13 protein-coding genes are annotated in these 13371 nt (G+C 71.5%); 7 read left to right on the top strand and 6 right to left on the bottom strand.

What is annotated here, in order from left to right; all coding sequences use genetic code 11:
- Positions 1-111: 111 nt before the first annotated feature.
- The gene (locus WBG99_RS22375; protein WP_338898018.1) at positions 112-525 is read left to right on the top strand and encodes an SsgA family sporulation/cell division regulator; all 414 of its coding nucleotides are present in this window, start codon (positions 112-114) and stop codon (positions 523-525) included.
- A gap of 10 nt (positions 526-535) precedes the next feature.
- Here the strand turns inward: WBG99_RS22375 and WBG99_RS22370 are convergent, their stop codons facing one another.
- Complete coding sequence (locus WBG99_RS22370; protein WP_338898016.1) at positions 536-1942, bottom strand: FAD-linked oxidase C-terminal domain-containing protein; 1407 nt, start codon at positions 1940-1942, stop codon at positions 536-538.
- 90 nt (positions 1943-2032) lie between these two features.
- On the opposite strand from WBG99_RS22370, the gene WBG99_RS22365 reads away from it, so the two are divergent.
- The gene (locus tag WBG99_RS22365) at positions 2033-3325 is read left to right on the top strand and encodes a tetratricopeptide repeat protein (protein WP_338898015.1); all 1293 of its coding nucleotides are present in this window, start codon (positions 2033-2035) and stop codon (positions 3323-3325) included.
- Between the two features lie 149 nt (positions 3326-3474).
- On the opposite strand, the gene hppD is transcribed toward WBG99_RS22365, so the two are convergent.
- Entirely contained in the window at positions 3475-4629 is a 1155-nt protein-coding gene (gene hppD / locus WBG99_RS22360) for a 4-hydroxyphenylpyruvate dioxygenase (protein ID WP_338898014.1), read from the bottom strand.
- Positions 4630-4752: 123 nt separating this feature from the next.
- On the opposite strand from hppD, the gene WBG99_RS22355 reads away from it, so the two are divergent.
- The 5 genes from WBG99_RS22355 to WBG99_RS22335 all read left to right on the top strand — a co-directional run bounded on the left by WBG99_RS22355 (position 4753) and on the right by WBG99_RS22335 (position 9113).
- Positions 4753-5223: an Lrp/AsnC family transcriptional regulator gene (locus WBG99_RS22355; RefSeq protein ID WP_338898013.1), complete on the top strand. Its 471-nt coding sequence runs from the start codon at positions 4753-4755 to the stop codon at positions 5221-5223.
- 72 nt (positions 5224-5295) lie between these two features.
- Positions 5296-5943: an ABC transporter permease gene (locus tag WBG99_RS22350; RefSeq protein ID WP_338898012.1), complete on the top strand. Its 648-nt coding sequence runs from the start codon at positions 5296-5298 to the stop codon at positions 5941-5943.
- Positions 5936-7201 (top strand): ABC transporter ATP-binding protein, encoded by a 1266-nt coding sequence (locus tag WBG99_RS22345; protein ID WP_338898011.1) that lies wholly within the window; start codon positions 5936-5938, stop codon positions 7199-7201. Before WBG99_RS22350 ends, WBG99_RS22345 begins: the two co-directional genes overlap by 8 nt.
- Positions 7202-7320: 119 nt before the next feature.
- Entirely contained in the window at positions 7321-8151 is an 831-nt protein-coding gene (locus WBG99_RS22340; RefSeq protein ID WP_338900439.1) for an ABC transporter permease, read from the top strand.
- A gap of 74 nt (positions 8152-8225) precedes the next feature.
- Positions 8226-9113, top strand: a complete 888-nt coding sequence (locus WBG99_RS22335) for a glycine betaine ABC transporter substrate-binding protein (protein WP_338900438.1) — start codon at positions 8226-8228, stop codon at positions 9111-9113.
- A 1-nt stretch (position 9114) separates the two neighbouring features.
- On the opposite strand, the gene WBG99_RS22330 is transcribed toward WBG99_RS22335, so the two are convergent.
- The 4 genes from WBG99_RS22330 to WBG99_RS22315 form a co-directional block, all read right to left on the bottom strand.
- The gene (locus WBG99_RS22330; protein ID WP_338898010.1) at positions 9115-9882 is read right to left on the bottom strand and encodes a S16 family serine protease; all 768 of its coding nucleotides are present in this window, start codon (positions 9880-9882) and stop codon (positions 9115-9117) included.
- 42 nt (positions 9883-9924) lie between these two features.
- The gene (locus tag WBG99_RS22325) at positions 9925-10419 is read right to left on the bottom strand and encodes a MarR family transcriptional regulator (RefSeq protein WP_338898009.1); all 495 of its coding nucleotides are present in this window, start codon (positions 10417-10419) and stop codon (positions 9925-9927) included.
- Positions 10420-10434: 15 nt separating this feature from the next.
- The gene (locus tag WBG99_RS22320) at positions 10435-11076 is read right to left on the bottom strand and encodes a helix-turn-helix domain-containing protein (protein WP_338898008.1); all 642 of its coding nucleotides are present in this window, start codon (positions 11074-11076) and stop codon (positions 10435-10437) included.
- Between the two features lie 347 nt (positions 11077-11423).
- Positions 11424-13211, bottom strand: a complete 1788-nt coding sequence (locus WBG99_RS22315) for a DEAD/DEAH box helicase (protein ID WP_338898006.1) — start codon at positions 13209-13211, stop codon at positions 11424-11426.
- Between the last annotated feature and the right edge of the window lie 160 nt (positions 13212-13371).

Genomic DNA, 13371 nt, shown 5'->3' with positions numbered 1-13371 from the left:
TGAACTCGTCGAAAGAAAGTTCCGCGAACCCGCGTAATGCTTCGGGCCCCTCCGCCCTCTCACTCGTACGGGCCCGCCCATCGGGCCCCGTACGAGAGAGGAACGATCACCATGCGGCACACCCTCGTGGAGCGCGAGCTGGAGCTCAGGCTCGTCCTGTCACCCGAGCGCAGCATCCCCGTGCCGGCCAGGCTCGGCTACCGCGGCGACGACCCGTACGCCGTCCACATCACCTTCCACGTCACCTCCGACCGCCCGGTCCGCTGGACGTTCGCGCGGGAACTGCTCGTCGAGGGGGTGTTCCGGCCGTGCGGGAGCGGGGACGTGCGGGTGTGGCCGACGAAGGTGGCGGGCCGCGGCGTGGTACTGGTGGCACTCAGCTCGCCGGACGGGGACGCGTTGCTCGAAGCGCCGGCCGCGGCCGTGTCCGCGTGGCTGGAGCGGACCCTGCGGGTGGTCCCGCCGGGCGCCGAGTCGGACATGCTGCGCATCGACGACGGCCTGGCCGAGCTGCTCGCCCGGTGAGGCGCGCGGGTCAGAAGAGTTTGCCCGGGTTGAGGATGCCCAGCGGGTCGAAGACGGACTTCACCGCCCGCTGCATCTCCATCCCCACCGGGCCGATCTCCCGCGCCAGCCACTCCTTCTTGAGGATCCCCACGCCGTGCTCTCCGGTGATCGTGCCGCCGAGTTCCAGGCCGAGGGCCATGATCTCGTCGAAGGACTCGCGGGCGCGCCGGGCCTCGTCGGGGTCTGCCGCGTCGAAGCACACGGTGGGGTGCGTGTTGCCGTCGCCGGCGTGCGCGCAGACCCCGATGGTCAGGTCGTACTTCCCTGCGACGCGGTCCACGCCGTCGAGCAGTTCGCCGAGCTTCGAGCGCGGCACGCACACGTCGTCGATCATCGTTGCGCCCTTCACCGCCTCCAGCGCCGTGAGCGACATACGCCGTGCCTGGAGCAGCAGTTCGGACTCCGCCGCGTCGTCCGCCGGTACGACCTGGGTGGCGCCCGCGGCCTCGCACAGCTCCCCGACCGCGGCGAGGTCGGCGGCCGGGTCCGGGGTGTCGAAGGCGGCCAGCAGCAGCGCCTCCGTGGTCTCCGGCAGGCCCATGTGGGCCAGGTCGTTGACGGCCTTCACCGTCGTGCGGTCCATGAGTTCGAGCAGCGAGGGGACGTGTCCGCCGGCCATGATCCGGCACACCGCGTCGCACGCGGCGGCGGCCGACGCGAACTCCGCGGCGAGCACGAGCTGCCGCGGCGGCCTGGGCCTCAGCGCCAGCACGGCCCGTACGACGATGCCGAGCGAGCCCTCCGAGCCGACGAAGAGCCGGGTGAGGTCGTACCCGGCGACGCCCTTCGCGGTCCGTCTGCCGGTGGACATCAGCCGGCCGTCGGCGAGCACGACGTCCAGGCCCAGGACGTACTCCGCCGTCACCCCGTACTTCACACAGCACAGCCCGCCCGAGGCCGTGCCGATGTTGCCGCCGATCGTGCACATCTCCCAGCTGGAGGGGTCCGGCGGGTAGTACAGCCCGTGCTCGTCGACCGCGCGGGAGAGGGTCGCGTTGATGACGCCGGGTTCGACGACGGCGATGCGGTCGACGGGGTTGATCTCAAGGATCCGGTCCATCTTCGTCAGGGACAGCACGACGCAGCCCTCGGAGGCGTTGGCACCGCCGGACAGGCCGGTACGGGCGCCCTGCGGGACGACCGGGACACGCAGTTCCGTGGCGACGCGCATGACGTGCCGCACCTGTTCGACCGTCCGGGGCAGGACGACGACCGCCGGGACACCCGCCTCGCAGAAGCTCGCCATGTCGTTCGCGTACGAGGCGGTGACCTCCGGATCGGCCAGCACCGCCTCCGGTGGCAGGCCGCTCAGCAGGCGGTCGACCAGGTTGCCGGTCGTCTCGTCGCGCGGGGCTTCGATACGGCTCATGATCACAGGTTCGCACCGACGGCCATCGGTGTGAACCCGTCGGCACGAGCGGTGGGCTGCGCGAGGTGGTCGCCGCGTTGACGCACAGTGAGCGACATGTCTGTGGAGAACGAGGAGCGGGCGGCACGGCACGGGGTCGCAGGCCGGGGGTGGGGGGTGGCCGGGGCGGTCGTCGGGTGTCTGGTGCTCGGGGGTGTGCTGATGGTCGTGCCGCCGGACGGGGGTGGCGGTGGACGGAAGGGCCGGGTCGTGGGGGCGGCCGGGCCCGAGGGGCGGGAGCGGGCGGCGGTGACGGCCGGAGTGCCTGCCGCGTTGCCCGACGTGGTCGCGCTCGTACGGGAACGGGAGCACCGCGTGCGGGACCACCCGCGTGACCACTCCTCCTGGGCCGTGCTCGGCGTCGCGTACACCGAGCGGGCCCGGCTGACCGGTGGCGTGGCCGACTGTCCGAGGGCCGAGCGGGCGCTGCGCACCTCGCTGCGGCTGCGCCCGCGCGAGAACGCGCAGGCGCTGGAGGGGATGGCCGCGCTCGCGAACGTCCGCCGCGACTTCCGGGCGGCGCAACGGTGGGGCGAGGAGGCCGTACGGGTGGCGCCGGACCGCTGGACCTCGTACGCCCTGCTCATCGACGCCTACGACGGACTCGGCCGGTACAAGGCGGCACGCGGCACCCTGGAGAAGCTGCTGTCCCTGAACTCCGGCCCGGCGGCACGGGCGCGGGCCGCGCAGGTCTACTGGGACCAGGGGCGGCCGGAGGACGCGGCCACGACGATCGCCGACGCGGCGGCCTCCGGGACACCGGCCGCGAAGGCCGCGTGGTGGGTACGGGCCGGGGAGCTGGCCTGGGAACGGGGCGAGCCGGAGGAGTCGTTGCGGTACTGCGCCGCCGCCGGCCGGCTGCCCACCTGGGGCCGGCCCGACGCCGACGCCTGCCGGGGCCGGGCGCTGGCCGCGCTGGGGCGCACGGCGGAGGGGGTGCGGGCGTACCGGGTGGCGCTGTCACGGCGGCCGTCGGCCGACGTCGCCCTGCGTCTGGGTGAGTTGTACGAGTCGCTGGGGCGGGCGAAGGAGGCGCGGGAGCAGTACGGCGTCGTGCGCACGCTGGTCCGGCGGTCCGCCGCCGCCGGGGTGGACGACTCGCTCGTCCTCGGTGCGCTGGAGGCGGACCACGGTGACCCGGAGGAGGCCGTGCGGGTGCTGCGCGCGGAGTGGGGGCGCCGGCCGAGTCCGCGGGTGGCGGACGCGTTGGGGTGGGCGCTGCATCGGGCCGGGGACGACGCGCGGGCCCTGGAGTTCGCGAGACGGGCGACCGACAGGGCGCACGGTGGGGAGGTGCGCAGTGCGGTGTACGCCTACCACCGGGGGAGATCGAGCGGGCCCTGGGCCTGACGGCCCCGGCCCGCCGGCACCTCGCTGAGGCACGGCGCCTCAACCCCTATTTCTCGGTGCCGGGCGGGGAGCGTTCCGGCTGACGGGCCGGTGGGGGCCCCTCGCGCGGTCGCCCGATCGAAGTCAGCCCCGAGCCGTCAGGCGCCCGGTCACAGATTTCCCCGCTTCTCCTGCTCCCGCTCGATCGCCTCGAACAGCGCCTTGAAGTTGCCCTTCCCGAAGCCCATGGACCCGTGCCGTTCGATGATCTCGAAGAAGACCGTCGGCCGGTCCTGGACCGGCTTGGTGAAGATCTGCAGCAGGTACCCGTCCTCGTCCCGGTCGGCGAGGATCTTCAGTTCGCGGAGGGTCTCGACGGGGACACGGGTGTCGCCGACCCACTCCCCCAGCGTGTCGTAGTACGAGTCGGGCGTGCTGAGGAACTGCACCCCCGCCGCCCGCATCGTCCGTACCGTCCGCACGATGTCGTTCGTGTTGAGCGCGATGTGCTGGACACCCGCGCCGCCGTAGAACTCCAGGTACTCGTCGATCTGGGACTTCTTCTTGGCGATGGCGGGCTCGTTGATGGGGAACTTGACCTTGAGGGTGCCGTCGGCGACGACCTTCGACATCAGCGCGCTGTACTCGGTGGCGATGTCGTCGCCCACGAACTCCTTCATGTTCGTGAAGCCCATGACCCGGTGGTAGAACTCGACCCACTCGTTCATGCGCCCGAGCTCGACGTTGCCGACGCAGTGGTCGACGGCCTGGAAGGTGCGCTGGGCGGGCGGCTCGACGAGGGGGTCGGCGGCGACGTACCCGGGGAGGTACGGGCCGTCGTAGCCGGTGCGCTCGACGAGGGTGTGCCGGGTCGTGCCGTACGTGGCGATGGACGCCAGGACGACCGTGCCGTGCTCGTCCGTCACCTCGTAGGGCTCGGTGACGCCACGGGCGCCGTGCTCGACGGCGTAGGCATACGCGCGACGGGCGTCCGGGACCTCGATGGCGAGGTCGATGACGCCGTCGCCGTGCTCGGCGACGTGCTCGGCGAGGAAGTGGCCCCAGGTCGTGGCGGGTTTGACGACCGAGGTGAGGACGAAACGGGCCGAGCCGTTCTGCAGGACGTAGCTCGCCGTCTCGCGGCTGCCGGTCTCGGGGCCGCAGTAGGCGACGAGGCGCATGCCGAAGGCGGTGGAGTAGTAGTGGGCGGCCTGCTTGGCGTTGCCCACGGCGAAGACGACAGCGTCCATTCCCTTGACCGGGAAGGGGTCTGCCTGCCGTGCGGTGTCGGGGACGGAGTGGGTGTGCGCGGAGGTTGCTGCCATGGCCGCAGGTTCCTCCCACACCCGCAAGGTGCGCAACACTTGGCGTTTTCGTTGAACAGTCTGCACAGCCCGACACCCATAATCGGGCTTGTTCTGTACTGGATGACCATCCGGGGAGGCCCCATGGCGATCGATCATCTGGACGGGCGGCTGATCGTCCTGCTCGCGCGCGAGCCGCGGATCGGGGTGCTGGAGATGTCGCGGCGGCTGGGGGTCGCGAGGGGCACGGTCCAGGCCCGGCTGGACCGGCTTCAGTCGAACGGAGTCATCCGCGGGTTCGGGCCGCAGGTCGACCCGGCCGCGCTCGGCTACCCGGTCACGGCGTTCGCCACACTGCAGATCAGGCAGGGGCAAGGGGCGGACGTGCGGGCCCACTTGGCGACCGTGCCGGAAGTACTGGAGCTGCACACGACGACCGGCAGCGGGGACATGCTGTGCCGGCTGGTGGCCCGTTCGAACGCCGATCTCCAGCGGGTGATCGACCGGGTTGTCGGTTTTGATGGCATCGTCCGGGCCGCCACGGCGATCGTCATGGAGAACCCCGTTCCGCTGCGGATCATCCCGCTGGTGGAGCAGGCGGCGCTCCACGAGTGAACCGCAGGGTCGCGCGAGCGATCAGAAGGTCCCGGGAGACGACGACCTAGCCGACCCTGGGGGTACGCGCCGGTGAGTTTCTGGGAGTACGTGGTCAGCTACCACGAGAAACTGCTGTTCGACGGATATCAGCACGCCAGCGCGGTCTTCCAGTGCATGGTCGTGGCCACCGTCGTCGGGGTGCTGATCGGCGTCGTCACCTATCGCGGGGAGTGGGCCGCCGGGCTCGCCACGACCACCGCCGCCACCCTTCTGACCGTCCCGTCCCTCGCCATGATCGGTCTGCTGATCCCGGTGGCGGGGCTCGGCGTGGCCCCGACGTTGATCGCGCTGACGCTGTACGGGCTGCTGCCGGTCGTACGGAACGCGATCGTGGGACTGCGCGGGGTCGATCCGGCGCTGGTGGACGCGGCGAAGGGCATCGGGATGTCCCGGCCCGTGCGGCTGCTGCGGGTCGAACTGCCGCTCGCCTGGCCACCGATCCTCACCGGGATCCGGGTCTCCACGCAGATGCTGATGGGCATCGCCGCGATCGCCGCGTACGCCTCCGGGCCGGGCCTCGGCAACGAGATCTTCCGCGGCATCGCCTCGCTGGGCAGTGCCAACGCGCTCAACCAGGTGCTCGCCGGCACGCTCGGCATCGTCGCCCTCGCGCTGCTGTTCGACGCCGCGTACGTGCTGGTCGGGCGGCTGACGATTCCGAGGGGGATCCGTGGCTGACCACAGCACGAAGGGCTCGTCACGGGCGACTGGTACGACGGGGGCCACCATTGAGTTGGTCAACCTCAGCAAGCGGTATCCAGGCAGTCGTCAACCATCCGTCGACAGCGTCACCCTGCGGATCCATGCCGGCGAGACGGTGGTGCTGGTCGGGCCGTCCGGGTGCGGCAAGTCCACAACGCTCAAGATGATCAACAGGTTGATCGAGCCGTCCAGCGGCTCCGTCCGGATCAACGGTGAGGACGTCACCGGCATGGATCCGGTCAAGCTGCGGCGCGAGGTGGGCTACGCGATCCAGTCGTCCGGTCTCTTCCCGCACATGACCGTCGCCCAGAACATCGCGATCGTGCCGAGGATGGCCGGTTGGTCCGCGTCCCGGGTGAAGGCGCGGGTGGCGGAGATGCTGGACCTGGTGGGGCTCGACCCGGGCGAGTTCCACGACAGGTATCCGCGTCGGCTCTCCGGCGGCCAGCAGCATCGGGTGGGCGTGGCACGGGCCCTGGCCGCCGATCCGCCCGTCCTGTTGATGGACGAGCCGTTCGGGGCGGTGGACCCGATCACCCGCGACCACCTCCAGGACGAGCTGCTGCGGCTCCAGCGCGAGCTGCGCAAGACGATCGTGTTCGTCACCCATGACTTCGACGAGGCGGTCAAGCTGGGCGACCGGATCGCGATCCTGCGGGAGCGGTCGCGCATCGCGCAGTTCGACACCCCGGAGGCGATCCTCGCGGGCCCCGCCGACGACTTCGTCTCCGGTTTCGTGGGCGCGGGCGCCGCGCTGAAGCGACTCGATCTCACGCGCGTACGGGATGTCGAGGTCACCGACCATCCGACGGTCAGCCTGGGTGACCCGCTGCAGCAGGTCGTCAACCGGCTGCGGGCCGGCGGCACCGGCGAGGTCCTGCTCCTCGACCGGCACGGGCGGCCCTTCAAGTGGCTGCGGCGCGGCGACCTGATGCGCGCCAAAGGGTCGCTCGCGCGGGCCGGGACCCCGATCCACACCACCGTGACCAGGGACGCCACCCTGCGGGAGGCGCTGGAGGCCGTACTGACCGACAACACGGGGCGGGTCGCCGTCACCGGCCGGCACGGGGAGTACACCGGCGTCGTCGACATGGAGTCCCTGCTCAACTCCGTCCACGGGCTCCTGGAGGCCGACCGGCTGGAGGCGCTGGAGCACCAGCACGAGCTGGAGGGGGCCCGGGCCGGGCGGACGCGCGCGGAGCGGGAGAGCCGCGGCGGGGAGGGGGCACCGTGACCGCCGCCGAGACGGGCCACACGGCCGAGACCGCCGCCACGGCCGAGACAGGCCTCACGCCCCAGACCGCCGCCACCACCGCCAAGGCGGGCTTGGGGATCGCGCCGGGCGACACCTCCGTGCCGGACAGCCCAGCCACGTCGGCCGGCCCCGCTGCGCCGGGTACGGCCCCTCCCTCTGATGATGCCCCTCCGCCGCCCAGGTCCCCCAGTCCCACGCTGACCTGGCAGAAGCTGACCGTGTTGCCCTCCGTCCTCGTGGTCGTCCTGCTCACCACCTGGCTCTGGTTCCGGCAGGCCGAGCTGGACGCGATCTCCGTGAACGCCCTCTCGAACGGTCAGGTGTGGCAGGCCCTGTGGCAGCACGTCCAGCTGACCGCGATCTCCACCTTCTTCGTGCTGATCATCGCGATCCCGCTGGGCGTCCTGCTGACCCGGGAGAGGTTCCGCCGGGCCACCCCGGTGGCCCTGACCGTCGCCAACACGGGCCAGGCCGCCCCCGCCATCGGCCTCCTGGCGCTGCTGGTGATCTGGCTGGGCATCGGACGGAAGGCGGCGCTGGTCGGCATCATCGTCTACGCCGTCCTGCCCGTCCTGTCCAACACGATCGCCGGCCTGAAGGCGAACGACCCGACCCTCCTCGAAGCCGCCCGGGGCATCGGCATGTCCCCGGCGGAAGTGCTCGCCCGCGTCGAACTCCCCCTGGCCGTACCGCTGATCCTCGCGGGCGTACGCACCGCCCTCGTCCTGAACGTGGGCACGGCGACCCTCGCCACCTTCGGCGGGGGCGGCGGCCTCGGCGTACTGATCACGACCGGGATCACCAACCAGCGCATGCCCGTCCTCGTGCTCGGCTCGATCCTGACGGTCGCCCTCGCCCTGCTGGTCGACTGGCTCGCCTCGCTGGCGGAACTGGCGTTGCGACCACGGGGCTTGGAGACCGCCTCGTGAGAGCGCGCACGCCTCTGCTGCTCTGGGGAGGCGGACTGCTGGTGGCCGGCTGCGGGCTGACCAGCGGCTCCCCCATGGCCGACGACGTGCTGCCGGGCTCGGTCGGGCAGGGCCGACCGCTGAAGGGCGCCGATCTGACCGTGACGTCCAAGGACTTCACCGAGAACCTGATCCTCGGTGCCGTCATGGGCATCGCCTTCCAGGCGGCCGGTGCGGAGGTGGTCGACCGCACCGGCATCCAGGGTTCGTTCGGCGCCCGGGAGGCGGTGCGGAGCGGGGAGGCGGACGCCATGTACGAGTACACGGGCACCGCCTGGATCACCTACCAGGGCAACAGCACACCCATCACCGACCCCCGGCGGCAGTGGGAGGAGGTCCGCGACGCCGACCTCGGCAACGGTCTGACCTGGCTGCCGCCCTCCGCGCTCGACAACACCTACGCCCTCGCCCTGAACCGGCCCAACTCCGCCAGGTACGGCACGAAGAGCCTCTCCGACGTCGCCGTGCTCGCGGCGAAGGACCCCGAGGCCGTCACCCTGTGTGTGGAGAGCGAGTTCGCCAACCGCGCGGACGGACTGCCCGGCATGCAGAAGGCGTACGGCATGAGCCTGCCCGCCGCGAACATCACCCAGATGGACAGCGGCATCATCTACACCCAGGCGGCGAAGGGGAGCTGCCTGTACGGGGAGGTCTACACGACCGACGGGCGCATCGAGTCGATGAAGCTCGCGGTGATGGACGACGACCGGAAGTTCTTCCCCCACTACAACGCGGCCCCCGAGATCAACTCCGAGACGCTGGAGGAGTGGCCGGAGATCGCCGACGTCCTCGCCCCCATCACGGAGAATCTGAACAACGACGTGGCGCGGAAGCTGAACGCCAGGGTGGATGTGGACGGGGAGGACCCGCACCGGGTGGCGCTGGACTGGATGGTGGCGGAGGGGTTCGTGAGGGAGGGCTGAGTCAGCAGCCGGGTACGGAGCCCTTGCCCGTCTCCAGCGCCACCAGAGAGCTGACCGCGCCCTTCAGGGTCGTCACCGGGATGAGCCGCATCCCCTCGGGCAGTTCGGCCTTGGCGTCGGCGCACTCGGCCCTGGGGACGAGGAAGACGGTGGCGCCGTCACGGTGGGCGGCCTGGGTCTTGAGGGTGACTCCGCCGACCGCGCCGACCTTGCCGGTCGTGTCGATGGTTCCCGTACCGGCGATGACGCGACCGCCCGTGAGATCGCCGCCGCTGCCGTCGCCTTCGAGTTTCTCGACGATGCCGAGCGAGAAGAGCAGACCCGCGCTGGGGCCGCCGACGTCGGCGAGCCGCAGGGTGACCTCGATGTCCTCGGCGTCCTCGCCGAGGTAGGCGAGGGCCGCCTCGGTGGCCGTGTCCTGGGACTCCCTCATCTCCGCCTCGTTGTACTCCTCGATCTCCTCGGCCGTGTCCCCGCTGGGGTAGACCGCGTCGCGCGGCATGATCGCCTGGTCCGTGCGGAACCAGCCGTCGAGCACATCGCCGAGACCGACACGGGCGTCCGGCCCCGTCGCCTCGATCGTCGTCATCCGCAGCTGGCCGCTGGTCCGGCGGGTCTCCGTGCCGGTGATCGTGATCACGGGCTCCCCCCTGTTCTCGCCCAGGACGTTCGCCGTCATCCCCGGCTGTGCCACGGAGAACGGCAACGGCGCGAGCGCCGCCGTCGCGAGCAGCCCCACGACGGGCAGGGCACAGACGGCTACGGCCACGGGGCGCGAAAGGCTGGCGAGACGAGAGGGCACGGGATCAATCTAACGTGAGGGCCGGTTCCGGCCACGGGCGGTGGTCCCCGGGGGCAGGGCCACGGCAGGGGCCGGTGGAGGTGCGGAACCTCGGTTGACGTCCACGTCCTCGAAGAGTTCGAGCATCCGCGTCAGCTCCCGTACGCAGGCGTCGACGTCGGCCTCCGTCAGGTCACCGCTCGCCCGCTCCGGCAGCACGCTCTCCCGGGCGAGCAGCGTCTCGATCGTCACGCGGCCGGTGTCGGTCAGCCGGAACAGGGAGGACCGCTGGTGCGCGGGGTTGGGGATCGCCTCGACGAGGTCCCGCCCCGCCGCCTCGTTGACCATCCGCCGCACGAACTGCCGGCTCAGCGCCAGCGTCCGCCCCATCCGCGGCACGGTCATGGGCCGCCCGCGCATGCGCAACAGCTCCAGAACCGCGCGGACGCCGACGGGGAAGCCCTCTTGGGATTCCTTCAGCTCCAGCGCGCCGCCCGCCGTCGGCCAGGCCCGGCGCCGGGTCACCGACGACCACCACCCTCAGCGCAGCGCGTCCGCGACCTCCCGGGCCGCGTGCATGACACGCGGCCCCACCCGCTCCGGTACCGCGTCGGCCAGCATCACCACCCCCACGCTGCCCTCGACCCCGGCCACCCCGAGCAACGGGGCCGCAGCCCCACTCGCCCCCGCCTCCAGTTCCCCGTGCGTGAGCGCATACCCCGGCCAGTCCCCCGGCTGCTGCCGCCCCGACAGAATCGCCCGCCCGGCAGCCCCCCGGTCCAGGGAATGGCGAAACCCGGCCCGATACGCCACGTGGTAGTCCGTCCACGTCGGCTCCACCACGGCGACAGCCAGCGCCTCGGTACCGTCGACCAGTGTGAGATGCGCGGTCGCCCCTATGTCCTCGGCCAACGACCGCAACGCCGGCAACGCGGCCTCCCGTACCAGCGGATGCACCTGCCGCCCGAGCCGCAGCACCCCCAGCCCGACCCGGGCACGTCCGCCCAGGTCACGCCGTACGAGGGAGTGCTGCTCCAGCGTGGCGAGCAGGCGGTACACCACGGTCCGGTTGACCCCGAGCTTGGTGGACAGCTCGGTGACGGTCAGCCCGTGATCGGTGTCGGCGAGCAACTTGAGGACACGCAGTCCTCGATCCAGAGTCTGAGAGGTCTCCGCGGTCACGACGCCCACTCCTTCTTGGTGAGGGCGGCGACCTCTGTCACGGCGGATGCGCCACCGATCCCGTTCGGCGACGCGCTACAGAGGCCGCCGATCGGCTGAACCCGGTACATCCGGGCGGAGTCGCTTCACGGCTGCGCTCCGCGGCGGCGCTGCCACGGGGCGTGTGCGTAGCGGGACAGTAAACGAGCCGGTTCGCTCAGCGGAAGACTCCGTCCAGAATCCGGTCAGTGACCGGTGTGAACTACCCTCTTTGTCGCGAAATGCACGGGTGCGTCTCGCCCGGCGCGCGCAACCCCCGCCCGGCGCACACGCAAACACGCACGCCCGTCCGCCTGCCGAACCGGGCGTCACTTCATGCGCGTGGCCCACTCCTGCACCTTGGCGATCCGCTGCCGCAGCTGCCCCGCCGTGGCCTCGGCGCTCGGCGGTCCGCCGCACACCCGCCGCACCTCGGTGTGGATGACGCCGTGCGGCTTGCCGCTCTGGTGGGAGTACGCGCCGACCATGCCGTTGAGCTGTTTGCGCAGCTCAAGCAGCTCCTTGTGGGTGACGACGGGCCGCCGCTCGGCCGGAAGCTCCACCAGATCGGCCTCGGCGTCCGGCTTCCGCCTGCTGTGCGCGATCTGCCGCGCCTGCCGCTTCTGGAGCAGCAACTGCACCTGGTCGGGCTCCAGCAGCCCCGGAATCCCCAGGTAGTCCTGCTCCTCCTCGCTCCCGGGGTGGGCCTGCATCCCGAACTCGGCGCCGTTATACATGACCCGGTCGAACACCGCGTCGGACTCAAGCGCCTCGAACGGCAGCATGTCCTGCTCGCCGGTGTCCTCGTCCTGCTGCTTCTCCGCCTCCTGGAGGAGCTTCTCCTCCTCGGCGTACGGATCCTCCTCACCCTCCTTCTTCGGCTTGTCGAGGGCGTGGTCCCGCTCCACCTCCATCTCGTTGGCGAAGGTGAGCAGGTCGGGCACGGTCGGCAGGAACACGGACGCCGTCTCGCCGCGCCGCCGCGACCGCACGAACCGCCCGACGACCTGCGCGAAGAACAGCGGGGTGGAGATGGTGGTGGCATAGACCCCCACCGCCAGCCGGGGCACGTCGACGCCCTCGGACACCATCCGCACGGCGACCATCCAGCGGTCGGTGCTGTGGCTGAACTCGTCGATCCGGTCCGACGCGCCCGAGTCGTCCGACAGGACGACGGTCGCGCTCGTCCCCGTGATCTCCCGGATCAGCTTGGCGTAGGCGCGGGCGGAGTCCTGGTCGCTGGCGATGACGAGGGCGCCGGCGTCCGGGATGGCCTTCCTGACCTCGGTGAGCCGCTGGTCGGCGGCGCGCAGCACACTGGGCATCCACTCGCCGCGCGGATCGAGGGCGGTACGCCAGGCCTGGCTGACCGCGTCCTTGGTCATGGGCTCGCCGAGCCGCGCGGCGATCTCGTCCCCCGCCTTGGTCCGCCAGCGCATGTTGCCGCTGTAGGACAGGAAGATGACGGGCCGCACGACGTTGTCGGCGAGGGCGTTGCCGTAGCCGTAGGTGTAGTCGGCGGACGACCGCCGGATTCCGTCCGTCCCCTCCTCGTAGGTCACGAAGGGGATGGGATTGGTGTCGGACCGGAAGGGCGTCCCGGTGAGCGCGAGCCGCCGGGTGGCGGGCTCGAATGCCTCCAGGCACGCCTCGCCCCAGGACTTGCTGTCACCGGCGTGGTGGATCTCGTCGAGGATGACGAGGGTCTTGCGCTGCTCGCTGCGGTTGCGGTGCAGCATGGGCCGGACACCGACGCCCGCATACGTGACCGCGACCCCGTGGTACTCCTTGCCGAGCGGCCCCGCGCTGTACTCCGGGTCCAGCTTGATCCCTATCCGCGCCGCGGCCTCGGCCCACTGCTTCTTCAGGTGCTCGGTGGGCGCCACGACCGTCACCTGCTGCACGACGTGGTGGTGCAGCAGCCAGGACGCGAGCGTCAGCGCGAAGGTCGTCTTCCCGGCACCCGGGGTCGCGACCGCGAGGAAGTCCCGCGGCTGCTCCTGGAGGTACTTCTCCATCGCCCCCTGCTGCCAGGCACGCAGCTTGCTGGCGGTACCCCAGGGGGCACGGCCCGGGAAGGCGGGAGAGAGGTGGTGGGAGGCGGCGGTGGTAGTCACGGTCTCCGGTCTGGGGGTCGAATCGACGGGCGGGCGGCTCGGCGGCGTAGCCGGGACGACCCGCGCAGCGACTCGGACACCTCGGCTACGTATGACAACCGGGCCACCCTACCGGCGACCCGGTTCGGTCAACGCGCGAACGAGGCCGGGCCACCCGCAG

Origin of the sequence: Streptomyces sp. TG1A-60 (assembly GCF_037201975.1) — a bacterium.
Classification (GTDB): Bacteria; Actinomycetota; Actinomycetes; order Streptomycetales; family Streptomycetaceae; genus Streptomyces.
This window is presented reverse-complemented; position numbering and strand designations above follow the sequence as displayed.